18 protein-coding genes and 1 riboswitch are annotated in these 26,008 nt (G+C 29.7%); of the genes, 14 read left to right on the top strand and 4 right to left on the bottom strand.

Going from position 1 to position 26,008, the window contains the following annotated elements; all coding sequences use genetic code 11:
* Window positions 1–6: 6 nt before the first annotated feature.
* From CSPA_RS23245 to CSPA_RS23235, 3 genes are all read left to right on the top strand, one after another.
* Window positions 7–1,347 (top strand): hypothetical protein, encoded by a 1,341-nt coding sequence (locus CSPA_RS23245; protein WP_015394846.1) that lies wholly within the window; start codon window positions 7–9, stop codon window positions 1,345–1,347.
* An 18-nt stretch (window positions 1,348–1,365) separates the two neighbouring features.
* On the top strand, window positions 1,366–2,337 hold the full coding sequence (locus CSPA_RS23240; RefSeq protein WP_015394845.1) for a U32 family peptidase: 972 nt from the start codon (window positions 1,366–1,368) through the stop codon (window positions 2,335–2,337).
* Window positions 2,338–2,643: 306 nt separating this feature from the next.
* A riboswitch (glycine riboswitch) is annotated at window positions 2,644–2,743 on the top strand.
* 164 nt (window positions 2,744–2,907) lie between these two features.
* Window positions 2,908–4,302 (top strand): amino acid permease, encoded by a 1,395-nt coding sequence (locus tag CSPA_RS23235; protein WP_015394844.1) that lies wholly within the window; start codon window positions 2,908–2,910, stop codon window positions 4,300–4,302.
* A 355-nt stretch (window positions 4,303–4,657) separates the two neighbouring features.
* Here CSPA_RS23235 and CSPA_RS23230 read toward each other — a convergent pair whose 3' ends face one another.
* Window positions 4,658–6,199 carry a PucR family transcriptional regulator gene (locus CSPA_RS23230; RefSeq protein WP_015394843.1) on the bottom strand — a complete coding sequence of 514 codons (1,542 nt, stop codon included), beginning with the start codon at window positions 6,197–6,199 and terminating at the stop codon, window positions 4,658–4,660.
* 371 nt (window positions 6,200–6,570) lie between these two features.
* Here CSPA_RS23230 and CSPA_RS23225 point away from each other — a divergent pair, with 371 nt between their 5' ends.
* From CSPA_RS23225 to CSPA_RS23215, 3 genes are all read left to right on the top strand, one after another.
* Complete coding sequence (locus tag CSPA_RS23225) at window positions 6,571–8,283, top strand: methyl-accepting chemotaxis protein (protein ID WP_015394842.1); 1,713 nt, start codon at window positions 6,571–6,573, stop codon at window positions 8,281–8,283.
* Window positions 8,284–8,377: 94 nt separating this feature from the next.
* Window positions 8,378–9,346: a tRNA dihydrouridine synthase gene (locus tag CSPA_RS23220; protein WP_015394841.1), complete on the top strand. Its 969-nt coding sequence runs from the start codon at window positions 8,378–8,380 to the stop codon at window positions 9,344–9,346.
* 176 nt (window positions 9,347–9,522) lie between these two features.
* Window positions 9,523–10,719 (top strand): cadherin-like beta sandwich domain-containing protein, encoded by a 1,197-nt coding sequence (locus tag CSPA_RS23215; protein ID WP_015394840.1) that lies wholly within the window; start codon window positions 9,523–9,525, stop codon window positions 10,717–10,719.
* Between the two features lie 200 nt (window positions 10,720–10,919).
* Here CSPA_RS23215 and CSPA_RS23210 read toward each other — a convergent pair whose 3' ends face one another.
* A complete protein-coding gene (locus tag CSPA_RS23210) occupies window positions 10,920–12,101 on the bottom strand; it encodes a helix-turn-helix domain-containing protein (protein WP_015394839.1) in 1,182 nt (393 codons plus the stop codon).
* A gap of 156 nt (window positions 12,102–12,257) precedes the next feature.
* Between CSPA_RS23210 and CSPA_RS23205 the strand changes: the two genes are divergently transcribed.
* Window positions 12,258–15,236 carry a glycoside hydrolase family 3 protein gene (locus CSPA_RS23205; RefSeq protein ID WP_015394838.1) on the top strand — a complete coding sequence of 993 codons (2,979 nt, stop codon included), beginning with the start codon at window positions 12,258–12,260 and terminating at the stop codon, window positions 15,234–15,236.
* Between the two features lie 287 nt (window positions 15,237–15,523).
* Window positions 15,524–15,895 (top strand): hypothetical protein, encoded by a 372-nt coding sequence (locus CSPA_RS23200; RefSeq protein ID WP_015394837.1) that lies wholly within the window; start codon window positions 15,524–15,526, stop codon window positions 15,893–15,895.
* Window positions 15,896–16,021: 126 nt separating this feature from the next.
* Here CSPA_RS23200 and CSPA_RS23195 read toward each other — a convergent pair whose 3' ends face one another.
* Window positions 16,022–16,885: a MurR/RpiR family transcriptional regulator gene (locus tag CSPA_RS23195; protein WP_015394836.1), complete on the bottom strand. Its 864-nt coding sequence runs from the start codon at window positions 16,883–16,885 to the stop codon at window positions 16,022–16,024.
* 247 nt (window positions 16,886–17,132) lie between these two features.
* On the opposite strand from CSPA_RS23195, the gene CSPA_RS23190 reads away from it, so the two are divergent.
* Together CSPA_RS23190 and CSPA_RS23185 are read left to right on the top strand one after the other, a co-directional pair.
* On the top strand, window positions 17,133–18,608 hold the full coding sequence (locus CSPA_RS23190) for a family 1 glycosylhydrolase (RefSeq protein ID WP_015394835.1): 1,476 nt from the start codon (window positions 17,133–17,135) through the stop codon (window positions 18,606–18,608).
* 280 nt (window positions 18,609–18,888) lie between these two features.
* Window positions 18,889–19,734, top strand: a complete 846-nt coding sequence (locus tag CSPA_RS23185) for a Cof-type HAD-IIB family hydrolase (RefSeq protein WP_015394834.1) — start codon at window positions 18,889–18,891, stop codon at window positions 19,732–19,734.
* A gap of 100 nt (window positions 19,735–19,834) precedes the next feature.
* Here CSPA_RS23185 and CSPA_RS23180 read toward each other — a convergent pair whose 3' ends face one another.
* Window positions 19,835–20,380: a PadR family transcriptional regulator gene (locus CSPA_RS23180; RefSeq protein ID WP_015394833.1), complete on the bottom strand. Its 546-nt coding sequence runs from the start codon at window positions 20,378–20,380 to the stop codon at window positions 19,835–19,837.
* Between the two features lie 263 nt (window positions 20,381–20,643).
* Between CSPA_RS23180 and CSPA_RS23175 the strand changes: the two genes are divergently transcribed.
* From CSPA_RS23175 to CSPA_RS23160, 4 genes are all read left to right on the top strand, one after another.
* Window positions 20,644–21,891 carry an L-lactate MFS transporter gene (locus CSPA_RS23175; protein ID WP_015394832.1) on the top strand — a complete coding sequence of 416 codons (1,248 nt, stop codon included), beginning with the start codon at window positions 20,644–20,646 and terminating at the stop codon, window positions 21,889–21,891.
* A gap of 118 nt (window positions 21,892–22,009) precedes the next feature.
* Window positions 22,010–23,959 carry an oxidoreductase gene (locus CSPA_RS23170; RefSeq protein ID WP_015394831.1) on the top strand — a complete coding sequence of 650 codons (1,950 nt, stop codon included), beginning with the start codon at window positions 22,010–22,012 and terminating at the stop codon, window positions 23,957–23,959.
* Between the two features lie 226 nt (window positions 23,960–24,185).
* The gene (locus CSPA_RS23165) at window positions 24,186–25,391 is read left to right on the top strand and encodes an MFS transporter (protein ID WP_015394830.1); all 1,206 of its coding nucleotides are present in this window, start codon (window positions 24,186–24,188) and stop codon (window positions 25,389–25,391) included.
* On the top strand, window positions 25,384–26,007 hold the full coding sequence (locus CSPA_RS23160; RefSeq protein WP_015394829.1) for a TetR/AcrR family transcriptional regulator: 624 nt from the start codon (window positions 25,384–25,386) through the stop codon (window positions 26,005–26,007). Before CSPA_RS23165 ends, CSPA_RS23160 begins: the two co-directional genes overlap by 8 nt.
* Window position 26,008: the final 1 nt, after the last annotated feature.

Here is a 26,008-nt window from a genome sequence, read left to right as displayed (position 1 = left end):
ATTATTTTGGAAAAAGAAGAAGTTGAATTATTACCAGCAGGTCTCATAAGTTGTCTATTAGATAATATAGAAGTGCGTATTTTAAAGATATCTCCACAAAAATTAACGGTACGTGTTTCAGAAGAAATAGAAAATATAGATAGTATAAAAGTAATGTTTTATATATTTAATGAAAATAAATATGAAGAAGTTAAAATAAGCAGTCATGTTCTTATTGAAAAGACAAAATTTGAATTTTATCTAAGTTATACTTTTGCTATTGATTCACAAGAATATTCCTATAATGTTAGAAATAGTTTTAGAAATTATTCAAAATATATTATGTCAAAAACCTTTGGTGAAGAAAGTGAATTTTCAAAGGAAATGGTTGGATACCCAGCGGAAAAGGATACTGAATTTTATAAGGATTATTTAGAGCAAAAAGAAGAATGGCTATCTAATTTGAATTATTTAGAATGGGATAATACTATTCTAAATTCAATAGAATTCGCTATTGCTTTAGATAACGATACATTGTATAAAAAATATATGCACAAAGACATTAAAGCTTTTACTAAGGAGTATTTAAAAGAAAATTTTATAAATACACATAAACTATTTCAAATGGATGTTACAAGACTTTATATTGGAAATGAATTTTGTCATAATTTATTTCCAGAAGTGAAACTTTTAAAGAAGCTGTTAGATAAAGCTTATAGGGAAAATCTTCATATCACATTGTGTTTTACATATTTAAGAGATTGCTATATAGAAAAAACTAAAGATATAATAGAAAAAGTATATGCTTGGTGTAAGGATAAAAGTGAAAAAATAGAAATTATAATAAATGATTTTGGTATGTTGAAACTAGTTGAAAAGAAATTAGATTTTTTTATGCTGTCCCTAGGAGTTTTATTGAATAAGAGAAAAAAAGATCCAAGGTACATTTATAAAAAAGGTTATGCTGAAAATAAGGAACTTATGGCGAAAAACAATCTTAATAGTGCGCTCTTTAATAAATTTTTGAAAGATTGTAACATAGAACGATATGAATATGAAAATTGTGGTTATAGAATATCAATTGCAGAAGGAAAACATAGCATTCATATTCCTTTTTACCAAACAAATACCTCACAATATTGTCCGCTATATGCTAAATGTACAACCATGGATAGAGGAAAGCAGAAACTTATTACTAGCTGTGAAAAATATTGTAAAGATTATATATTTGCTTATCCAAAGCATTTAAATATGGTTGGAAGGTATAATTCCTTGTTTGCTTTTGATGACACTTTGCTTAAAAATCCAAAGGAATTAGAATATTATGTTAGCAGTGGCATAGATAGAATTGTTTTAAATTTTATATGAAGATAAGAGGAAAAGCTAATGAAGATAGTAGCAGGCTTAGGATGTATTGACGATTATTTAACTTTGGTAAAAGCAGGAGTGGATGAAGTATTTTGTGGATATGTTCCATACGAGTGGAATAAAAAATATGGTAGTTTATTTCCTTTAAATAGGAGAGAAGTACTTTACTATAATGTTCAAATAAATTCTTTTGAGGATATGAAAATACTTAAAAAAATGATGGATAGATACAAAGTTCCAGTAAATATAACATTTAATTATTTGTATTACCTAGAAGAACAATATGAAATGATAGCTAAAATGATAAAAGCTTTGATAGATATTGGATTCTATGAGTTTATTATAGCAGACCTTGCACTTATATTATATTTAAAAGAAAACGGGATAAAATGTTCAATTCATTTAAGTGGGGAATGTGTTGAACTTAATCGTCTTTCTGTTGATTTTTTTAATAAATTTGATATATCACGTTATATATTTCATAGGAAAAATTCCATTGAAGATATGAAAGCATGTATAGAAGATAATAAAGATAAAAATATTGAGTATGAGGCATTTATTTTAAATGAGAGATGTCATTATACAGGAGCTTTTTGCAACTCTCTACATTGTGATGAGATGATTCATTTATGCAAAATGCCATATAAGTTAACTAAAGAAAATAAATTTGCTAATAATTTTAAGGAAGTTGATCAAAAACTTGAAGCTTATATGGAAAGTGATTATGACATAGTAGATGAAATGGAAGATTCAGATGTACTTGGTGGTACTGGTTGTGGATTATGTTCTTTACAAAAAATGAAAATTGCTGGTGTTACACATTTAAAAGTTGTTGGAAGAGGGAATTCTGTTGATAATATGAAAAGAGATGTGGAAGATTTAAGAAAAGCATTAAGCATACTTGAAGATCTTGAAGAGTGTGAAGCTTTTGAAGAAAAAATGAAAGATAAACTATTTTGTAATAAGTGTAGTGGTTCATGTTATTATTAAATTAAAAAATTTAATAATATACATAATATAGTAGGTGGTTTGATGAAAAAATAGGATCATCTACTATTTTTTTATACAATTCATGGTTAATTTGGAATTGTGATAAAAATATATTTTAATTCTAATTAAAATGAAAAAAATATTGCAAGTTTGATGAAAATATATTAATATATAACAGTAAAATTTAATATTTTATTTATAAAATTTAAAAAAGTTCAGATGAAGATAGCGGGAGAGTAATGGCAATGCTGTTCACCGAAGAAGTAAATCTTTCAGGTACCTATTAAGTTAGAGATGACCGTTATTGGATGAACCCTTGGAGAGACTCGAAATAGAGCACCGAAGGAGCAAGTTATATGAGAAATCATATGGTGAAACTCTCAGGTAAAAGGACAGGGGACAGATACATATCTTATCAAAGTGATATATTATTATTTTATAGATAACTATTTAATAGTATTATTGCTTCATTTAGATCTTATCTATTCCCATTTGTATCTCCAACCACAAAATACTTATAGGAAAAGGCATTATAAAATAACAGCCTTTTAACTAAGATGGAGGGATAAAATGGAACAATCAAAATCAAACAATCAAAATTTATCAAGAGGTCTTAAAAATCGTCACGTGCAACTACTTGCAATCGGTGGAGCAATAGGAACAGGACTTTTTCTTGGTTCTGGAAGGTCCATTCACTTAGCTGGACCATCTATTTTATTTGCTTATATGATAACTGGAATAATTTGTTTCTTTGTTATGCGTGCCCTTGGGGAATTGCTACTTTCTAATTTAAATTACCATTCTTTTGTTGACTTTGTATATGATTATTTAGGTGAAAGAGCAGCCTTTATTACAGGATGGACTTATTGGTTCTGTTGGATTTCACTCGCTATGGCAGATGTAACAGCTGCTGGACTTTATATACAATATTGGTTTCCAAATGTGGCACAATGGGTTCCAAGTCTTATGATTCTTGTAATATTATTAATTATGAATCTTACAGCTGTAAAATTATTTGGTGAAATGGAATTTTGGTTTGCACTAATTAAAGTTATTGCAATTTTAGCATTAATTGTAATTGGTACCTTTATGATTATTAAGGGCTTTTCTACAGATGCTGGTGCATCAAGCTTTGCAAATCTTTGGAGTAATGGAGGCTTGTTTCCAAATGGAATAAATGGATTTATACTTTCATTTCAAATGGTGGTATTTGCTTTTACTGGAATAGAATTAGTTGGTTTAACAGCTGGAGAAACTGAAGACCCAGAACGTGTTATTCCTAAAGCTATTAACAATATTCCAATTAGAATAATTATTTTCTATGTTGGAGCACTTTTTGTTATTATGAGCATATACCCTTGGAATTCAATCAATCCAGAAAAAAGTCCATTTGTACAAGTGTTTTCAGCAGTAGGAATAGCAGCAGCAGCAAGTATTGTAAATTTTGTTGTATTAACTTCAGCAGCTTCTGCATGTAACAGTGGAATTTTTAGTACAAGCAGAATGGTATACTCTCTTGCTAAAGAAGGGAATGCTCCTGAATCTATGAAAAAATTAACTTCTACTCAAGTACCTTCTAATGCTACAGTATTTTCTGCAATTGTTATTTTAATTTCAGTTGTTTTGAATTATATTATGCCTGAAGGCGTGTTTGTATTAATAACAAGTATATCAACATTTTGTTTTATATTTATTTGGGCAATTATCGTGATTTGCCATATTAAATATCGCAAAACTAAACCTGAACTTGCAGCTAAGAATAAATTTAAAATGCCGTTTTATCCAGTTATTAACTATATAATTTTAGTATTTTTTGCTTTTGTCCTTGTTACATTAGCACTTAATAATGAAACGCGCGTAGCATTATTTGTAACGCCCGCATGGTTTATAATGCTTGCATTAATATATAATGTAGCTAAATCAAAAAAGAAAAATGAAGAAGTAGTTATGTCAAAACAAATATAAATAGAAGCATAATATATTCTAATTATCAATGTTCAACTCAATGGCAAATTATAGATAAACAAATTAATAATTCAACTTATAAGTGTAATAATATGTATTATTGAGAAATAATAATTGTAAAACTACACTAGAAATTAGATACATTTTTCTGGAATCAGGCATGTGAAATTGAGCTGATGAAGGTTTTTAATGGGGGCTTGTTTCATTTACAGCTTGTCTAGATTTTACATCTGGAACACGCTGAAATGACGACAAGCCCCCATTTAGAACCTTCCAGTGAAAATTTCACTAGTTCTGTGGAAGATAAATGTATCTAATTTCGGTAATTGTTGCATAAGTCTAATTATTAAAAGCACTAATATTTTAACCACTCGCTAATTTTTTGAGAAAAATATAATTTGAAAATATTTATCCCATTTGTTAAATCTAGGTCTGTAATTTCACTGATTTTATTGAGGCGATAGGCCATGGTGTTCCTATGAATAAATAATTTATCTGCTGCTGCAGAGATGTTATTTGCACATAAAATATATTCATAAATAGTTTTGCAATATTCTGTTCCATTTAATTTATCATGTTTTAATAATTTATTATACGAAGGATGGCAAAATATTTTTAGTTCATCTTTATCTTTAAGTTTAGAAAATAAATGAAATAAATCAACATTTTCATAAGGATATATACAAATAGAAGCTTTATTAGTACGAGTACCAATTTCATAGGCTATGGAAGCTTGGTGATAATAAGAACTTAAATTTTCAAATTTAGATTTAGAAAAAATTCTACTAATACCACCTTTAATATTGTTTTTGTTTAAAATATCTTTGACGTTATTGAGCTCTATATCATATTCAGTTTGCTTATTATAATTGATTATTACTACTAGAGAATCATGGTATCGTGCAATCTTAGAAATAGTAGATCTTTCTATTAATCTAGTATATAAATAGTCCAAAAAACTTATGCTCTGATCTGATTTAAATAATGGAATTTTTACAAGGCAGAAGTATTTTTTTAAAGACCAATTAGCATTATGTAAGCGATCTGAAAGAATAATTGTGGCAGGAATTTCTCCATTTAACAGGTCTATTATTATATCCTCATGGACTGTAGGGGTAATTGCCTCTTCATAAATATCCGTTCGTATTGCAACTGTAAGAATATCAGAAAGCATTTTAACTGTATCAATATCACTTGGAGAGAATTCTTTATTTATTGCATGTACTCCAATATAGCCTAAAATTTGATTTCCCATAGTTAATTTATTTGACATTATGTTAATTTTTTTCGCTACTCCATCGGTAAATAATACTGGAATATCGCTTTCAATAACTTTTTTAGTAATACCTTCATTTTTATAGCAATTAATGGAATCCTGACAACAGTACCCATGAGTCCTAGCAAATTCCCAAAAAGGTTCATCTATATGGAAATTTGACATAGCTAGTACCTTATATGCAGAATTTGTGACAATAATAGGATTCCCTAATATTTTTGTTCCAATATCAATTAATTCTCTTAAGCTATGTCCCTTGATTAATGCAGAAAAAATTGATGACATATTTGAAGCTAATTCTACTTTTTTACGAAATTCAATTTGAATAATGTCATAAAGAACTTCTAGTGAAATGGTCTCATCCCAAATAGCAAATTCACCTGATATATGTATATCTTCTTTTAAAGGAATATCTGGTATTAAAATAAAACCAACATAAGATTGATTTAGACACATATTATCTAAATCTGAAATAAAACCAACATATAAAGTATTATCGTGCAAAGATGATGCGTTAATGAGCAGAGTAACCATAGTATATTGAATGGCGTTCTTTTTATTACTATGAATTGTTAAGTTGGTTTTATCTATTCTTTTTAATAAGCTATGGAACGTTAACATTTAATCAACCTTTCGACAATGATTGTGCTTTTTGCACTTTTATTAGTAATAATGTTTTTAGTTCTGCACAATGAATTATAAATGATAAAATATTATAATATTAAATGGACTAAATTGCTGTATATATTTTTATTAATTAGCTGATTAATGAAAAATAATAAATTAATGCTGATTTCAGATAGAAATAGTTGAGTTTTTAACAATTTTTTGCAACATATATATTATTATGATTACAATTATTTAATATTATATCATAATAGATAAATCAACATTATGAATTATTAAATTGTAAATTATTACATTTAAATAATTTTATGGTAGGAATGTTTTTAGTATTTTAAATTCGCAAAAATAAAGGAGAGGGATAATTAATGGGGTTTTTAGGAAATGTAAAAGTTAGGGTCAAGTTAATAGCAGCATTTTTAATAGTAACAGTTCTAATTGGAATTGTAGGTGTGGTTGGTATTATATCATTTAAGAATATAGGAGAAAAATCAGAATTAATGTATTCAATTAATTTGCGTAGTGTCTATATTTTAACTGATATGAAGGAAAATCTTTCGGAAATCAGAACTGATATTTTATCACTAGTATTCAAAAAAAAATCTTCAGAAAAATCAGATTTGATGAATGATATTTTGGAAAATCAAAAACAAAATGATGAATATATTAATGAGTATGAAAATCTCATTGTAAGTGATAAAGAAAAGAAAGAATATGAGATATTTATAAGTTGCTTTAAGCAATATGGGGAGATAAGAACAGAAATTACTAAGTATGTAGATTCAGATGATTATGTAAAGGCAGAAGAGAAATATGCTGATATCCCTAAAGTTAGAAAGGCGATGTTTGACAGTTTAGATAAATTGATAGAGATAAACTTACACGATGCTAACGTAGCTAATGAAAATATTCAAGCAATTAATGCTAAATCAACTACGGCTATGATTGCAATAACAGTGTTAGGCTTTATAATTGCAATTACTTTAGGATTTCTTATGGCACAAAATATAAATAAGCCACTTCAAAAAATAGTTGAATTTGCTAAAAGATTATCGTCTTACGATTTTTCAACGGCAATGACAATTACAAGAAAAGATGAATTTGGCCAAACTGGTGTTGAATTAAATAAAGCACAGGAAAATGTAAGCAATCTGGTTAAGGTTATTCAAGAAAAATCTCAGGATATAGGTGCATATAGTGAGGAACTATCAGCAACTGTTGAGGAACTAGCATCAAAAGCAGTAAGTATAGATGAGGCAGTAAATAATATTAATGATAATATGCATGATTCTAGTGCAGGAGCAGAAGAAATAAGTGCATCTATCCAAGAAGTGGATTCAAGTATAAATATACTTTCACAAAAAGCAATGGATGGAAGTACTAATGCAAATAAGTCTAAGGAAAGAGCAAATAAGGTTAAAATTGAAAGTCAAAAAACAATCGAAGATGCTAGACTTATATATGTTGAAAAACAACAAAGAATGTTAGATGTTATTGAAGACGGAAAAGTGGTTAATGATATTAGAGTTATGGCCGATACAATAGCTGATATAGCAGATCAAACAAATTTACTTGCATTAAATGCAGCTATAGAAGCTGCAAGAGCTGGAGAGATGGGAAAAGGTTTTGCAGTTGTAGCTGAAGAGGTTAGAACTCTTGCAGAAGAATCAGGAGAAGCAGTAAAAAATATTAAAGATACTATAGTTAAAGTAGAAGCAGCTTTTAAAAAGAGTTTGGATACAGGGAATGAGATCTTAGAATTTATAAATAATGATATAGATGATCAATTTAGAGAATATAAAAAAACAGGTGAACAATATTATGATGATTCTGAGTTTGTAAGTAATATGTCAGAAGAGATAGCAGCAATGTCAGAAGAAGTCACAGCTACAGTTGGACAAGTAAGTGGAGCAATTCAAAATATGGCAGAATCAACCCAGAAATCTACAGAACAGGCAGAAACAATAAAAGAAAGTATGAACGAAACAACTCAAGCAATAGAACAGGTTGCAGTAACAGCTCAAAGTCAAGCAGAATTAGCTCAAAATCTTAATGAAATAATTCATAAATTTAAAATTTAAAATCTTGTTTAAAAATCCACGATGGAAATATCGTGGATTTTTATTTATAATAGAAAAGAATATTTAAAACATTATAATTAAGAGGAGTTTTTAAATGAAATATTACTTTGCCCCAATGGAAGGTATTACTGGATTTATTTATAGAAATTCATATGAAAAGTTTTTTGGAAATATTGATAAATATTTTGCACCTTTTATTGTTCCAAATAAAAGTAGGAGTCTTAAAACTAAAGAATTAAGAGATATCTTACCTGAAAATAATATTGGGATGAATTTAGTTCCACAAATTCTAACTAATGATTCAGAGGGATTTATATATACTACTAAGAAATTACAAGAATTAGGTTATGAAGAAGTCAACTTGAATCTAGGTTGTCCTGCTGGAACAGTAGTTTCTAAAAACAGAGGTTCAGGATTTTTGGCCAAAAGAGAAGAATTAGATATTTTTTTAGACGAAATATTTAAGATAAATAATATGAAAATATCAATAAAGACTAGAATAGGGAAGGATAATCCAGAAGAATTTTACGAGCTAATAAAAATTTACAATAAATATCCTATAGAGGAATTAATAATTCATCCTAGAACACAAAAAGATTTTTATGGTAATAAACCTAATTTAGAGGTATTTAGTGATGCCTTAAGGTTAAGTACTAATCCATTGTGTTATAATGGAGATATTTTTACTGCTCAAAATTATGAAGGATTAACAAAAGCTTTTCCAGAAGTGCAAGCAGTAATGCTAGGAAGAGGTATATTAGCTAATCCAGGTTTAATGAATTTAATAAAAAGCAATATTAATCTAAATAAAAAAATATTAAAAGATTTTCATGATGAAATTTTAAATAAATATATTGAATTATTCAATGAAGAAAAAAATGCAATTTTTAGAATGAAAGAATTATGGGGATATATGATCTACATATTTTCTGATAATAAAAAATATGCTAAAAAAATAAAGAAGTCACAAAAATTATTTGATTATAATGAAGCAGTTTCAAGTTTATTTGAAGAGCAGAATATTATAGTAGGAGCAGGATTATTCTATAAGGAAGATTTATGATTTTTATATATTTTTAGAGTTTTGTTATAATAATGTGATGAAAATGTGACATAAATGTAACAAAACATGGTTAATATAATAATTGAAAGCTATTATAGGAATTAATTTCCTAAAAAGAAATATTTCAAAGCTAGAATTAATATACTTTTTTATTTGGAAATAAGGGAGGATAATTTATGAACAAAAATCTTAAGCGTATTATAGCACTTGTCCTAGCAATAGGAGCATTTTCGGTATCAACGCCAGCAACCCGCTTAAACTTGTTGACGACAAAAGTTTATGCTGCAGATAATTCTACAGATACATTGAGTAGTTTGAGATTAGAAAAATCAAGTGGAAGTGATATACAACTTTATAGTGATAGTGATTATGAAAGTGATAACAAAGTAGATGATAATGATGTGACAAAAGGTGATACCTATTATGCAAAAACTTCAACTAGTAAGGTTAAAATTGAAGCTGATGGACCTGATGAAAAATATGTTAGAGTATTTAAAGGAACTTCAGGGTCAACTAAAGGTAAAGAACTAGGAGATAATATTTCATTATCCTCGGATACTACAAAATTAATTGTAAGGATATACAGTTCAGAACCAGATGATGATGTAAGATATGGTGATGATGATAATGTAATAGGAACATACACAATTAAAGTTGAGTGTACATCTACTAGCACCAGTGATGACGAAGATAATTCTGATAGTTATGATGACATTTATTTGGACAAACTTTCTGTAAATGGTGATAGTATTTCATTATCAGATTCGAAGACTACATATACATATAGTGTAGATAATGATGTGACAGAAGCAACCATTAAAGCTGTACCACCAGATGAAGATGATGACACTTATTCAGTTACAATTGATGGATCTGATGTAAATAGCGATGATAAGTTTAAGAAAACAGTAGATTTAAGCGAAGGTGAAAATGAATTTAAAATAAAACTTGAAGATGACAGTGATAATGAAAGGGAGTATACTTTAAAGATAACAAGAGAAAGTGGTAAGTCTGCAGTAGCAGCAACGAATGATAGTGATTCAAGTAAGCCTAATGGTATTACTAATCCTCAAGCAGGCCCTGCACCTCTGGATCAGAAAAAATCAAATGATGTAGCTACTAAAATTGGATGGGTTCAAGTAAATGGCGGGTGGCAATTTTATGATTCTACAGGAAATTTATTGAAGAAAACATGGTATTTTGATAGAGGTTACGGAAAGTGGTATTTCTTAGGTACAGATGGAATGATGTCAGTGAATTCTTGGATATTGACAGAAGGTAAATATTATTATGTTGGTACTGATGGAGCGATGGCAACTAATACTATGATTGGTCAATATAAAGTCGGTACTGATGGAGCTTGGATACAATAATATATATTAAGATATAATTTTAATAAGGAAACTCACAAAAGTCATATATGAGATTTTTGTGAGTTTATTTTTATTCTTTACGAGGAATTTATAATTCAGTAAAATCTGTGGATAATATATAAAAAAGACTATTTAACTGAGTTGTGTATAAGAAAAGAATAAAAAACAAATCATATTCGCATGCATAAAAGGTTATTTTATTATACAGATTTACGATAAGTTTGTGGTGTAATACCAAATTGATTTTTAAAGGCTCTTTGAAAGTGACTTTGGCTAGAGAAACAAAGAAAATTGCTTATTTCACTTATACTCTTATTTGAATAGGCTAATAGATCTTTTGCATTTTCTAATTTACATTGTCTAATAAAATTGCTTAAATCAAAGCCTAATTGTTTTTTGACTTTATGAGAGAGATAAGAACGATTAAAACCAAAATATTCAGCTATATCAGCAACTGTAATATTTTTATTTGTATTTTCGCGTACATATTGAATAACACGATGAAGTACTGTATCAGAATTTAATGGAATTATTGAATTGGCAGTACGATTAGTATAATCATACAAAACATTATTTAAAAGAGAATTAATAGCATTAATATCCGTTAATCGCTCCATTTGTTGGATATAAATATCTGACAGGTTATAGGCAATATTAGGCGAGAGGCCTCCTTTTATTGCTGCTCGGGTTGCTAAAGTAACTGCCACAATAAATATATTTTTTGATTGCCTTAAGTTATTATCAGCTATTTTTCCTACCTTCATATTTTGGGTTTGAATACGAAAATTTGATAATCCTTCAATGTCACCATTTTCAATATATCTGAAAAATTCATTTTCAATAGAATAATTGTTATTTAAAATATTTTCTTCCATTGATTCAGCGGTATGTTTAGAATAATTTTGGTTAATTATATTATGTAATTTGGAATCTAAATTAATATTTAAATCTTTATGTGACATCTCCTCATTATTTAAGGTGTAATTTATAAGTATAAGAGTATTTATAAAGATATCAAGGTTTTGAGTAGGAATATTATAGAAAAAATTGCAAAAGGATTCCCAACTAGATTCATCAATGGAAAAATCGTTTCTCATACTAAATAGAGTTTCTTTTGAATATGGTAAGGCACTTATTGGACCTATAACAATACAAGTATTGCTATCTTTAATTTGAATGCATCCATAATAAGAATAGAACTTTGTAATGGTATAGTTTAAATTATTTCTCATTTCCAATAATTTTATAAGATAAGTCGTTGGTGGCAAAGTATATTTTTTTTGAATAGGATAACAAAGTGTCAGTTCCTTATTTTCGTATATATAAATTGGAATAAAGAAAGAACTGTATATATACTCACAATACTTTTTTACATCAATCATGACTTAATTTACCTCCAATATATAACAATAATATAATATAGCTAATAAAAATGCAATACATAGAAGTAAACGTATACTAAAATAATATTTGGGTGATAAATATAATAATGATGTTATTAAAAATGATTATTTTATTAAATGTATGGAGGGGATATAATGAAAAGAAGATTCTTATTAAGTAAAATTACTGCTAGTATAGTAACTTGCGTCATGCTCATGACACCTTGTATTTCAGCATATGCAGCAACAACTTCTAATGCAGTTAGTGAAAGAGAAAAAAGAAATGCAGAACTTTCTATGAATGCCGCAACAGAGGGAATGGTGTTATTAGAAAACAAAAATAATTCATTACCAATAGCTTCAAAAGGTAAAATAGCGTTATTTGGAGGAGGAGCCTATGGCACTATTAAAGGTGGTACAGGTTCGGGAGATGTAAATGAGAGATATAAAGTATCTGTATGGGACGCTTTTAAGAATGCAGGATATAACATAACAACTTCTGGGTGGTTAGAGGGTTATAAAGAAAAATATGATAAGGGACTTGCTGAATATAATAAAAAATATGCAGGAAATCTTCTGGTTTCAGCCTACAGTCTTCCGGATTATAAATTGACGGATGAAGATATAAAAGCAGCAGCAGGTACAGATACAGCAATTTATGTTATAAGTAGAAGTTCTGGTGAAGGAAAGGATAGAACGGCTTCAAAAGGTGATTATTATTTATCAGATGAGGAATATGGAAATATCAAAAAAATGGCTGAATCTTTTAAAAATAGCATCGTAGTATTGAATGTTGGAGGTGTAATTGATACAAATTTTGTTAAGGAAATTCAAGAATTAGATTCAGTCCTGCTTATATCTCAAGCTGGAATGGAAGGCGGAACAGCGGTTGTAAAAATGTTAGATGGAGAAGTAACTCCTTCTGGAAAGCTTACAGATACTTGGGCTGCAAACTATAGTGATTATCCATCTTCAGCTACATTTAGCAGTAATGATGGAAATAACACTCAAGAAGATTATAAAGAAGGCATTTATGTAGGCTACAGATATTTTGATAGTTTTAACAAAAAACCTAATTATGAATTTGGATATGGATTATCATATACAACTTTCGATATGAATGTTGTTTCGGTTGAAGCTAATGAAAAGCAAGTAACAGTAAAGGTAAAAGTTAAAAATACTGGGAAGTATTCAGGTAAGGAAGTTGCAGAAGTTTATTTTTCAGCACCTGATGGAAAATTAGATAAGCCATATCAAGAATTAGCTGGATGTGGAAAGACAGATTTATTAGCGCCAGGAGAAAGTCAAACTCTTACTATTGGCTATGATACTTCTGAAATGTCTTCCTACAATGAGTCAGATGCTTCATATATAATGGAAAAAGGAAATTATATTGTTCGCGTAGGTAATAGTTCTAGGAATACCCATGTTGCTGCTGTCTTAACATTGGATTCTGATGTTGCTACAGAAAAACTTAGCAACCAAATGAAACTTGATAAAAATATAGATGTTTTATCTGATAAAGGAGCTACACATTATTCATATTCAGGTGAAGCAGATGAAATAGGAAAGGCTCAAAAAATTAATTTATCTGCACAAGCATTAAATTTGATAGATGGAAATAATGCATCAAAATACGATAATGAAGAAACTACTACTTATATTCCAAAAGATTCAAATGAAGCTATAAAAAACATATCACCTTATAAACAAAATATTGAAAAAGTTGATGTGAAAAAGGATGCTAAATTAATTGATGTTTATAATAATAAAATAAGCATGGAGCAATTTGTTGCTGGATTACCAAATGAAAAATTGGCTGATATTGTCGAAGGTGTTGGTATGGGAGGAAGTTCATCAATTGTTGGAGCACAGGCAAATTCAGTAAAAGGTGCAGCTGGGGAAACGACAGGAAATTATTATGACACAGATGGAATTCCAAACATAGTATTATCAGATGGGCCAGCAGGAATTAGAATCACACAATCTTATGAAGAGAACAATAAAACTTATTATCAATATGCTACTGCATGGCCAATTGGAAGCTTATTGGCTCAAACTTGGAATCCTAAAATGGTAGAGGAAGTTAGCAATGGAATAGGACAGGAAATGTTAGAGTTTGGCGTTACTCTATGGCTTGCTCCAGGTATGAATATTCATAGAAATCCACTTTGTGGGCGTAATTTTGAATATTATTCGGAAGATCCATTTATAACAGGAACAATGGGAGCAGCTGCTACAAGAGGTGTGCAAGCTAACCCTGGTATAGGAGTGACAATAAAGCATTTTGCTGTAAACAACCAAGAGGATAGTAGATTTTTTGAAAATAACACAGTTTCAGAAAGGACTCTAAGAGAAATTTACTTAAAAGGCTTTGAAATGGCAGTTAAAAATGCACAGCCTATGGCAATTATGTCATCGTATAATAAAATAAATGGAAAATATTCAGGAGCTAATTATGATTTGTTAACAGATATTGCCCGTGGTGAATGGAAGTTTGATGGACTTGTAATGACAGACTGGTTTTCACAGGCAAAGCCCGTTGAATCTATGCATGCAGGAAATGATTTAATTATGCCAGGAGGTTCTCAATTAGAAATATTACAAGGTATAGAAGATTGCCCTCCTACATTTGCTAAAGATGGTTATGTTGATACAAAAACAACCTTTAATTTTACTGGAACTGGGGTTGATATAAAAAAAGTTGAATTATGGAATGATTTTATTCCAAGTTCAGATGGAAAAGCAACAGTAGCAGCAAAAGTCACAGCTGGGACAGCTTTAAATGCTAAGGCGATAGAAATGATAAAAGCAGGTAAAGCAAGCATATCCTTTGATAAAAAGGATGCTCAAAATTCAACTTCAAAAGTAAATGATTCAGACGTAATGTCAGTAACTTCGAGTTATGATAGAACTGTAACTTACAAGGGCAACTATTTAGATAATAATACACTTTCTTTAGGGGACGTTCAAAGATCTGCAAGTCGTGTGTTAAATACTATAATGCAATCAACACAATTTGCAAAAATGAATTCAGATAAAGGTGTTACTGCTAAATCATATACAAAAAAATATAATAATCTTAAAGATTATTTAGAACTTGCAAAGGACAATGTTGTAGCTGGAAATAAATAAATTTTTAGTTAGGAAAACAAGTTGTTTTTTCACAAAAATATTTCTAGTGGAATATATTAAGAATATAAAATATAAAGAAACTATATTTTATATAAGCTCGAAGAATCCAAAAGCATAAATTTGTAATGAAAGAGTAATCTGATTTAGGAGAACATATATCAACTTATAAGCTTTATTTTAAGAATATATTTTGATGATATATGTAGTTATGAGAACTTCGAATGACCGAATCAGGTTGAATAATTCTTGTCTCATTACTAATTTAATGTAAAAAGGAGTTGGATTAAATGGGCAAATATGGTAGTTTTTCTAGGTGCACTGAAAGTTCATGTGAATTATGTAGTTATCTTAATTCTCGTCCAATAGATTTGGAAAGACATGGCGCTAAATTGGTATCAGTAAATGTAAAAGTAAATGATGTATGTATTGGCAAAAAAGTAGCTGTTGCATGCATTATATACGACCAATATAATAGAATACTTGCGTTTAAAGGTTTTATTACAATGGCAGATAAACACGATGAATGTGTTAAAGATGCATGTGGAACAATTGAACGTAAAATAGTGTTTGTACTTCCAGAAGATGAGGATTGTGAACCACATCACTTAAAAGCTCGTACCATAGCAAATTATATATATCCATGTGAGCCAAATAAATAAATCATTATAAAAGCATTTGCAGGGTAGTAAATATATCCTGCAGATGCTTTTAGATTTAGGCTTTATTTTCAATATATTAATTTTTACTTATGGATAAGATGAAATTTTTATTATTCATCTTCAGTCTCATAATTTAGTAGAAAATCTTTCATCTATGTTTTTAGAAATATCAGCTTTATACTTTAGATTATAATCATAATTCATTTTAAAAACACAAGAATATAAAATATCTAAAATTAAATGAATGGAATTATTACTAGAGTAGGTTGCTATTTTAGAATATAACTTTTCTCTAGTTGATATAGAAAAAATACAATCAGCAAAGGCTGTTAATGAGTTTTCACCAATACTTGTTAATACAATCATTTGGGTGTTTTTGGCTTTTAATATTTCAGCAATTCTTAAAATTTCCTGGGATTCACCGGAATAAGAAATTAATATGGCACAATTAGCAGGGGAAGAATTTGAAGCTACTAATAGCTGTTCACCTGGTAAACTCATAATTTCAACCTGTTTATTGATTCGCAGCATTTTGTGCTTGAAATCATAAGCCATAAGTAATGAATTGCTAACACCATATACATTAATTATTTGAGATTTGCATAATAAATGAACAGCCTTTTTGAGAGTGTCATTTTTTATTAAAGATAAAGTATCTTCAATGCTGTTTGAAGCAAGATGACCTACTTTTGATGCAATATTCATAAAGGTATCGTGGGCTTCAAAGGGAAAATCAGCATCAACAGAAGAGAAATGAGTATTTAGATATTTAAGCTCTTGAAGATACTTTTCTTTAAATTCATTCCAGCCACTAAACCCTAATTTTTGAGATAAACGGACTACAGTTGAAGGAGATGTAAAGGTTGCATTTGCTAAATCTTTAGTAGATAAATTCTCAATATTTTCTTTTTCCTTAAGAATATAATTAGCAAGAACTTCTTCAGATTTAGATAAAGAGCTCATTGATTCTAGTTTATTTGAAATTAGCATAATTGTACTCCTTTTACTAATAGATTAATCAAATTAGAATTGCATTTCATAATTTACTACAAAATAAGTGGAAAAAATGAAATACCCTTCTAAAATATAATTAAAAGCTTTAAATTCAAGTATAGATTATATATGATTATACCATAGAAAAAAAACGTTAATATTCATTGATAATTGTAATATATATGGTTCAGTTATTTTTGAATAGTTTTTATCAAAATTTAAGTAATGAGAGGAGATCATAAAAATGGCATTTAGAAAAGATTTTTTATGGGGCGGTGCTACAGCTGCCAATCAATTTGAAGGAGCATATTTAGAAGATGGTAAAGGGTTAAGTACTGCTGATATTATGACTAATGGAAGTCATAAATCTTCAAGAAGAATTACTTATACTATGCCGGATGGAACTAAAAAATCACAAGGAGTATTTCCGTTTGAATCGATTCCTGATGGAGCAAAATTAGAATGCCATGAAGGAGAATATTATCCAAGTCATCAAGCTATTGACTTTTATCATCATTATAAAGAAGATATAGCTTTATTTGCTGAGATGGGATTTAAGTGTTTTAGATTATCTATTAACTGGGCAAGAATTTTCCCAAATGGTGACGATGCAGCACCAAATGAAAAAGGATTAGAATTTTATGATAATGTATTTGATGAATTGTTAAAATATGGAATTGAGCCAGTAGTTACAATTTCTCACTATGAAACTCCACTTGCATTAGCAAATAATTATGGTGGATGGTTAAATAGAAAAGTTATTGATTTTTATGCAAGATATTGTGAGACAATATTTAATAGATATAAAGATAAGGTTAAATATTGGATGACTTTCAATGAAATAAATATTATGGACTTCATGCCTGTTTTTGCAGGAGGAGTTACTAAAAATGATGATCAGTCTAAAGCTCAAAGTGTTTATCATCAATTTTTAGCAAGCGCAAAAGTAGTACAATTAGGACATAAAATCAATCCTGATTTTAAGATAGGTATGATGACTGCTTATGGTTCTACATATGCATTAACATGTAATCCAGAAGATGAATTATTATTAATGAAGAGTGACCAACAAAAACATTTCTTCTCAGATGTTCAATGTCGTGGGGTCTATCCTGAATATAAGTTAAAGGAATATGAAAGATTAGGAGTAAAATTAGTTAAAGAAGAAGGCGACGATGAGTTACTTAAAAATGGCACTGTAGATTATATTGGTTTCTCTTATTATTCAAGTTCAGTTGTAACAGCAGATAAATCTAAAAAAGTAACAGATGGGAATATGTCTACTTCAGTTTTAAATCCTTACTTAAAAGCTACAGATTGGGGATGGCAAATTGACCCAGTTGGTTTAAGATTAGCATTAAACAGATTACAAGAAAGATATAACTTACCACTATTCATTGTTGAAAATGGAATGGGAGCTATTGACAAGGTAGAAGCAGATGGTTCAATTCACGATGATTATCGTATAGAATATTTAGCTAAACATATTGAAGCAATGAAGCTCGCAGTAGAGGAAGATGGAGTGGATTTAATGGGATTCACACCTTGGGGATGTATTGATCTCGTATCAGCAGGTACTGGTGAAATGAGAAAGCGCTATGGTTTCATTTATGTAGATAAAAATGATGATGGAAATGGACCTCTTACAAGAAGTAAAAAAGATTCCTTTGAATGGTATAAGAAAGTGATTAATTCAAATGGAGAAGATATCCACATATAAAAAGAGTGGCTATGCCACAATTCGGATCATTCCACCTATAAAAAAAGCAGCTATGCTGCATATAAGATCATTTCACATATAAAAAGAGTGGCTATGCCACAATTCGGATCATTCCACCTATAAAAAGAGCAGCTATGCTGCAACAACGGATCTTATATGCGACTTGAAACTTATTAAGATGAGGATATTCCAAAGGAATATCCTCATTAATCATTCATTATTTATCATTAATTAAACGTGTCGCATACACTTTGTACTTATAAGGAAATGAGGGAGTATTATGACAGATAGAAAAATTATTTTTATAGATGTAGATGGAACATTGTGTAATGATGAGGGATTTGTCCCTGAATCAGCTGCAATAGCAGTTAAGGAAGCTAGAAAAAATGGACATTTGGTTTATTTATGCACTGGACGATCAAAAGCAGAAATATACGATTATATAATGGAAATTGGCTTTGATGGGATAATTGGTGCGGGAGGGGGATTTGTAGAAGTTGGAAATAAGATGCTCTATCATAAAAAGGTTAGTGAAGAAAATGTTAGGCATTTAGTAGAGTTTTTTAACAAACATAATGTGGATTTCTATATTGAATCTAATGGTGGATTATATGCAAGTAAAAATTTAATCCCAAAATTAGAAAAAATTCTTTATGGAGATATAGAAAATGATCCAGTTGCAAAAAATAAGAAAGAAAATAATCCTAACCACTTTATTGAAGCATTAATTACAGGGCAAGACTTATATAGAGATGATGTTAATAAAGCTTGCTTTCTAGAACCTAAAGAAATTTCTTTTGAACAAATAAAAGAAGAATTTAAAAATGAATTTGAAGTTATACATTGTACAGTTCCAGCTTTCGGTGAGGATAGTGGTGAACTTGGTGTGCCAGAAGTTCATAAAGCAACTGCAATCGAAGTTCTTTTAAAACATCTAAGCATAGATGTTAAAGATACAATTGCATTTGGTGATGGATTGAATGATATTGAAATGTTTGAGTTTTGTGAATTAGGAATTGCTATGGGAAATGCCAAGGAAGGGTTAAAGGAAATAGCAGATGAAATTACTGATACTCACGATGAAGGTGGTATTTATAATAGTTTGAAAAAGCATGGATTAATATAGTAATATAAATAGGAATGTTGTAAAAAAGCAACATTCCTATTTATATTTAAAAAAGTTAATTAAAAAATCAATATGTATAAAATATACAAAGTTATGCATTTCATTTAACTACATTATTACAATGATTAAGGCATAGTTTTAACCATTTTATACTAGACTCTTCTCTTATTATTGCTCCATTTAAAACAAGAAAATCTCCAAAAGCATCACTATTTGGATCAGGAACACCCTTATATGGTTCTAATTGTGTATGTAAAAATGTAAGCCTGTCTTGATGTTGTTCTAGTTGTTGAGTTAGCAGATGGATTCTAGTCTCTAACTCTAAATTATTAGAGAAATACATTCTAAGGCGAAAAATGTTTTTTGGAGTCGGCTCCATAGGCTCATCTTTTTTTAACCATTTTAAAAAATCTTTCTTTCCCTTTTCAGTGATAGTATAAACTTTTTTTTCTAGAACATCTCCTGTGATTTCAATATCATAAACTATAAGTTTTTCGTCTACTAATTTTTTTAATTCTGGATATATTTGACTATGTTTTGCATTCCAAAATTCAGCTAATTGAAAGTTAAATTCTTTTCCTATATCATAACCAGTCATAGGTCTTCTATTTAATAATCCTAAAATTGCATATTTAAGTGTTCTCATAAACACACCTCTTTCTTCGACATTTATTATAACATTGTTTTCTAAAATTACAATTCTATAAAATTAGTACATTCGGAAATATGGAATGCATAAGCATTATTAAGTATATCTTACTTAATAGAGCCTAAACAATATATAATGAAAAATATATACAATAAAACATGTAAATATTTATATGTTTGTATTTACAGCTTTGTCTAATTGTGATATTATTAACATGAAATTGTGATAATATTAACAAAAATAAATAAGGGGGATCTTTTATGGAATTAACAAAAAAAAGATGGATTATTTTAATCTCAAGCTGTTTTATCAACTTATGTATTGGTTCTATGTATGCTTGGAGTGTTTTCGCAGGTCCTATGGCAAAGTACCTGAGTCAAGTTACAGGTGCAACCTTGACAGCTGGTACACTGGCGATAGTTTTTACTGTTACTAATTCTGTTGGACCTATTACTATGATTACTGGAGGAAGAATAAATGATACTTTTGGTCCTCAAAAAGTTATCTTCTTTGGAGGAATACTTTTTGGTGGAGGGATGATTTTATCAGGGTTTGCTAACGGATTAGGAATGTTAGTAATTGGTTATGGTATACTAACTGGTCTTGGTATTGGAATGGTTTACGGATGTACAATCAATAATTCAATTAAATTTTTCCCAGATAAACGTGGATTTGTTGGAGGTATTACAACTGCATGCTATGGTTTTAGTACGGTAATAATATCACCAGTTGCAAATATATTAATAAATAATTTTGGAGTAACCGTAGCATTTAAGATAATAGGTGCTACTTTCCTAATCATTGTATGTGGCTGCTCAGTTTTAATAGAAAAGTGCCCAGCAGGGTTTGTACCTGAAGGTTGGACACCACCAGTTTCTCAAGGAAACAAATTAAATAAGAACGATAAAAACTGGAAAGAAATGATTTCAACTCCGATTTTCTATGTAATGATGTTAGTATTCTTATGTGGTGCTTTTTATGGATTGATGTGTTCATCAATGGCGTCTCCTTTAGCACAAGGAATGATTGGGATGTCAGTTACTGCTGCTACTACTGTAGTTTCTGTGTTAGCATTATTTAGTACTTGTGGTCGTATAATTGCAGGTTATCTTTCAGATAAAATAGGTAGAAATAATACACTTTCTGCTGGTTTTGTTCTTGCTGTTGTTGGGCTTACATGCTTGTATTTTTCAGGGCAAGGAGATGTGATGAAATTTTATGCAGGAATCATAGTTGTAGGTTTATCTTTTGGAGCATTTATGAGTGTTTTACCAGGATTTGTAGCGGATCAGTTTGGTACTACGCATAATAGTGTTAACTATGGAATAATGTTTATTGGTTTTGCAATATCAGGTTATTTTGGACCAACAGTAATGAAAAATGTATATGCAGCTGATCAGAGTTATCAAAGAGCCTTTTTAATAGCAGCTATACTTTGCGTTATTGGTTTTGGATTAACTTTTATTTATCGCTATATGCACAAAAAGGAAATTGCGGGAAATAAGTAAAAATAGATGAATATGTAAACAATTGCCTGTTAATTGTTAGACAAGGATTTAAAGTGAATTAAGTTAATTAAATAACAAAATATAAATTTGAATTTATATTATTAAGGAGAATGAAAAGATGGAAAGAAAATATCCAAACTTAAGTAAACCAATTAAAATTGGAAATGTAACTTTTAGAAACAGAATGTTTTCTGCTCCTATGGGTGGAACAGATATTACAGCGGACTGTACTATTGGACCAGCATCTACAGCTTTTTATGAATTAAGAGCTAAAGGAGGAGCTGCATCTGTTACTGTAAGTGAAGTTGTGGTTCATCCAAAAACAGAAGCATCACATATGTATCATTTAGATTTACAAACCGTTGGATCTTTATCAAGTTTTACATATACAGCAGACGCTATTCGTCGTCATGGTGCAATTGCAAGTGTTGAATTATCTCACTCAGGACAATATGCTGGAACATATTTAACTGATAAAGATAAAAAAGAAGGAATGGCTCAATGGGGACCAAGTGAAGGGGTTCGCCCAGATGGAAGACTTGTAAAAGAACTTACTCAAGAATTAATAGATGATATAGTAAAATCTTATGGAGATACTGCTGCATTAGCTAAAAGAGCAGGCTTTGAAATGGTCATGATTCATGGTGGACATGGATGGTTAATTAATCAATTCTTATCTCCTTACTTCAATAAAAGAACAGATAAATATGGGGGTTCTTTAGAAAATAGAGTTCGTTTTGCACAAGAAGTTCTTGATAGTGTTAGAACAGCAGTTGGACCAGGCTTCCCAATAGAATTTAGATTTAGTGGATCTGAATTATTTGATGGGGGATATGATCTAGCAGAAGGTGTTGAAATAGCTAAGCTAATTGAATCAAGAGTAGATTTACTTCATGTATCAGCAGGAACATACCAAAGAGGATTTGGTTTAACACATCCTTCTATGTTCTTACCACATGGTTCAAATGTTCATCTTGCAGCTGAAATTAAGAAACATGTAAGTGTTCCTGTTGCAACTCTTGGTGGATTAAATGATCCAGAAATGATGGAAGAAATAATAGATAGTGGAAAAGCTGATGTGGTTGAAATGGCTCGTGCACTTTTAGCTGACCATGAACTTCCTCAAAAGGTTGTTAGCAATCGTGATAAGGATATTGTAAAATGTTTAAGATGTTTCACATGTATGGCTGAACGTGCTATGACATCTACAAGACGTTGTACTGTTAACCCATTAATTGGTCGTGAACTAGGTGGAATGGAAATTATTCCAGCAGCAACTTCTCGTAAAGTTCTTGTAGCAGGTGGTGGACCAGGTGGACTTGAAGCTGCAATAACTGCTGCGAAACGTGGACATAAAGTTATACTTTGTGAAAAGACTAATGAGTTAGGTGGAATACTTAAAGGAGAACAAGCTCTTCCATTTAAATATGAAATGTATGAGTTAGGTGTTACTCTAGGAAAATTAGCAGAAGATGCAGGTGTTGAAATTAGATTAAATACAACTGTTACTAAGGAATACGTTGAAAAAGAAAATGTTGATGCATTAATTATAGCAGTTGGCTCTGATCCACTTGTCCCACCAATTCCAGGTTTAGATGGAGATAATGTAGTGGTTGTTAATAACTATTACTTAGAAAAGGATAAAGTTAGTGATGAAGTTGTAGTTCTTGGTGGAGGTCTTGCAGGTTGTGAAGCAGCAATTCATCTTGCACAAGAAGGAAAGAAAGTACACTTAGTAGAAATGAGGCCTGAACTTGCTCCAGATGCGAATATAAGACATCGTCCAATTTTATTAGCTGAAATTGAAAAGAATGGTATTCAAGTTCACACAGAATATAAAGGATTAAAGGTTACAAAAGAAGGAGTACTATGTGCAGACTCAGAAGGTTCTGAACATTTAGTGCCAGGTACTTCAGTAATCTGTGCACTTGGACAAAGAGCAAGTAGAAATACTGTAGATGAATTAGTTGATTCTGCACTTTGGATTAGAGAAATTGGAGATTGTGTTCGTCCATCAACTATAACAACTGCAGTATATCAAGGATATCATGCAGCTCTTGATATTTAGTATGGACATTTAATAATTAAAAAACTGAAGAAATATTTTTCTTGTAAAAGGACAACCTTAAACTGTTTTTTGAAAATAGTTTAAGGTTTGTTTTGGTTATAAAATAAATGTAATTCTAAGCTTTACTTAGAATTAACGATAAAATGTATTTACATTTTAAAAAAAATTAATTATAATGAGTTACATGGAGTAAACTATTTACTGCGTGTAATCCAAGGAGGTTAAAATGACAAATTCAAAAAATAAAAATATGTTCCCTTTATTTATATTAATGCTAAACTTATTTATTGCATTATTAGGGCAAGGAATGGTTATTCCTATATTACCAGATTATTTAAAACAATTTAATGCAGGTGGAACAGCAGCAGGATACTTAGTAGCTGCTTTTGGTACAACGCAATTCATCTTTTCACCTATAGGTGGAAAGCTTTCAGATAAATATGGAAGAAGAATAATGATATTATGTGGTTTGTTTTTAACTGTTATTTCAGATTTTATATTTGCAATTTCTCATACGCTAATACTTTTATATTTGGCTAGAGTAATTGGTGGAATAGGTATTGGAATTATGGTTCCTTCTGTTCTCGCATATGTGGCAGATATTACGACTAGAGAGACTCGTGGAAAAGGCATGGGATATTTAAGTGCTGCTATGAATTTAGGTATTGTATTAGGTCCCGGACTAGGTGGGCTTATTGCTCAATTTGGTATAAGAATTCCTTATTTTTTTGCATCAGGGTTAGGACTTATTGCAACCATATTAACTTTTATATTACCAGAAACTTTACCTTTAGAAAAAAGAAATGAATTAAAAGCATCAGGAGCTGAGGAATCTATTGTTAAGCAGCTTACACAATCATTTCATAAACCTTATTTCAAGTATTTGTTACTTATTTTAGTTATGACTTTTGGTTTAGTTGGCTTTGAAACAGTTTATTCTTTATTTGTTCAAGATAAATATGGCTTCACATCAAAGGATATATCGATATTGATAACTTTAGGAGCTGCTATTGGAATTGTGGTGCAGATGTGGCTTCTTGATAAAGCAATAAGATTAGTTGGTGAATATAATTTGATTAAAATTTCTATTTTTATATTAGCTGTTTCTCTTTTACTAATGATAATAAAAGTTAACTTTGCTTATCTTATTGTTATTTCGTCAATATTTTTTGCATTCAATTCTTTTTTAAGACCAACAGTAAACACCTTGCTTTCAAATGCAGCTGGAAGTAATGAACAAGGATTTGTTTCGGGATTGAATACAACATATATGAGTATGGGGAATATAGTTGGTCCAATTATAGCAGGAACACTATTTGATAAACAAATTAATCTTCCGTACATATTTAGTGCATTAATTCTTTTAGGAAGTATATTTTTAGTTAAGAATAAAAAAATTACACTTAAGAATGAGAGGATGGACAATGAGTGATTCTTGGCATAAAAATATAAAAAATAAAAATCGTGAAGATATTATTGCAGCAGGAAGAGAGTTATTTTTAAAAAATAATTTCACTAATGTTAATGTCAAAGATATTTGCGTGTTAGCATGTGTTAGCAGAGTTACATTTTATAAGCATTTTAAATCTATTGACGAGTTGATATTTCAAGTTCAAATAGATGTTTTGGATAATATGGTAGAGTTTATAACAGCTAGGGATGATGTTAATGCCAGTGCAATTGATAGACTTAAATTAGTACTTGGTGCATGGATAGATTTTGCAAAGGAATTTGGAAATCAAATGAAATTTATGGTTTTGTTTGATCTATATTATGATAGAAATGAAAAATCAAATGAAATGTTTGAAAATTTTATTAATGAAGAAAATGATAAAGATTTTTTAAATTCAATAATTAATAAAGGTATTAAAGAAAAAACTTTTAGGCAGGATTTAGATCCTGTAAAAACAGAATACTATATATATCAAACAATAACAGGAGTTTTGCAGAGAATGTGCTATGCAAAACTACCTTGTAAATATGGACTTGTATCTTATGAAGAAATCGCATTTTCAGTAGTAGATATGATTATAAAATACATTTGTTAAT

It is taken from the genome of Clostridium saccharoperbutylacetonicum N1-4(HMT) (assembly GCF_000340885.1).
GTDB lineage: Bacteria > Bacillota > Clostridia > Clostridiales > Clostridiaceae > Clostridium > Clostridium saccharoperbutylacetonicum.
This window is presented reverse-complemented; position numbering and strand designations above follow the sequence as displayed.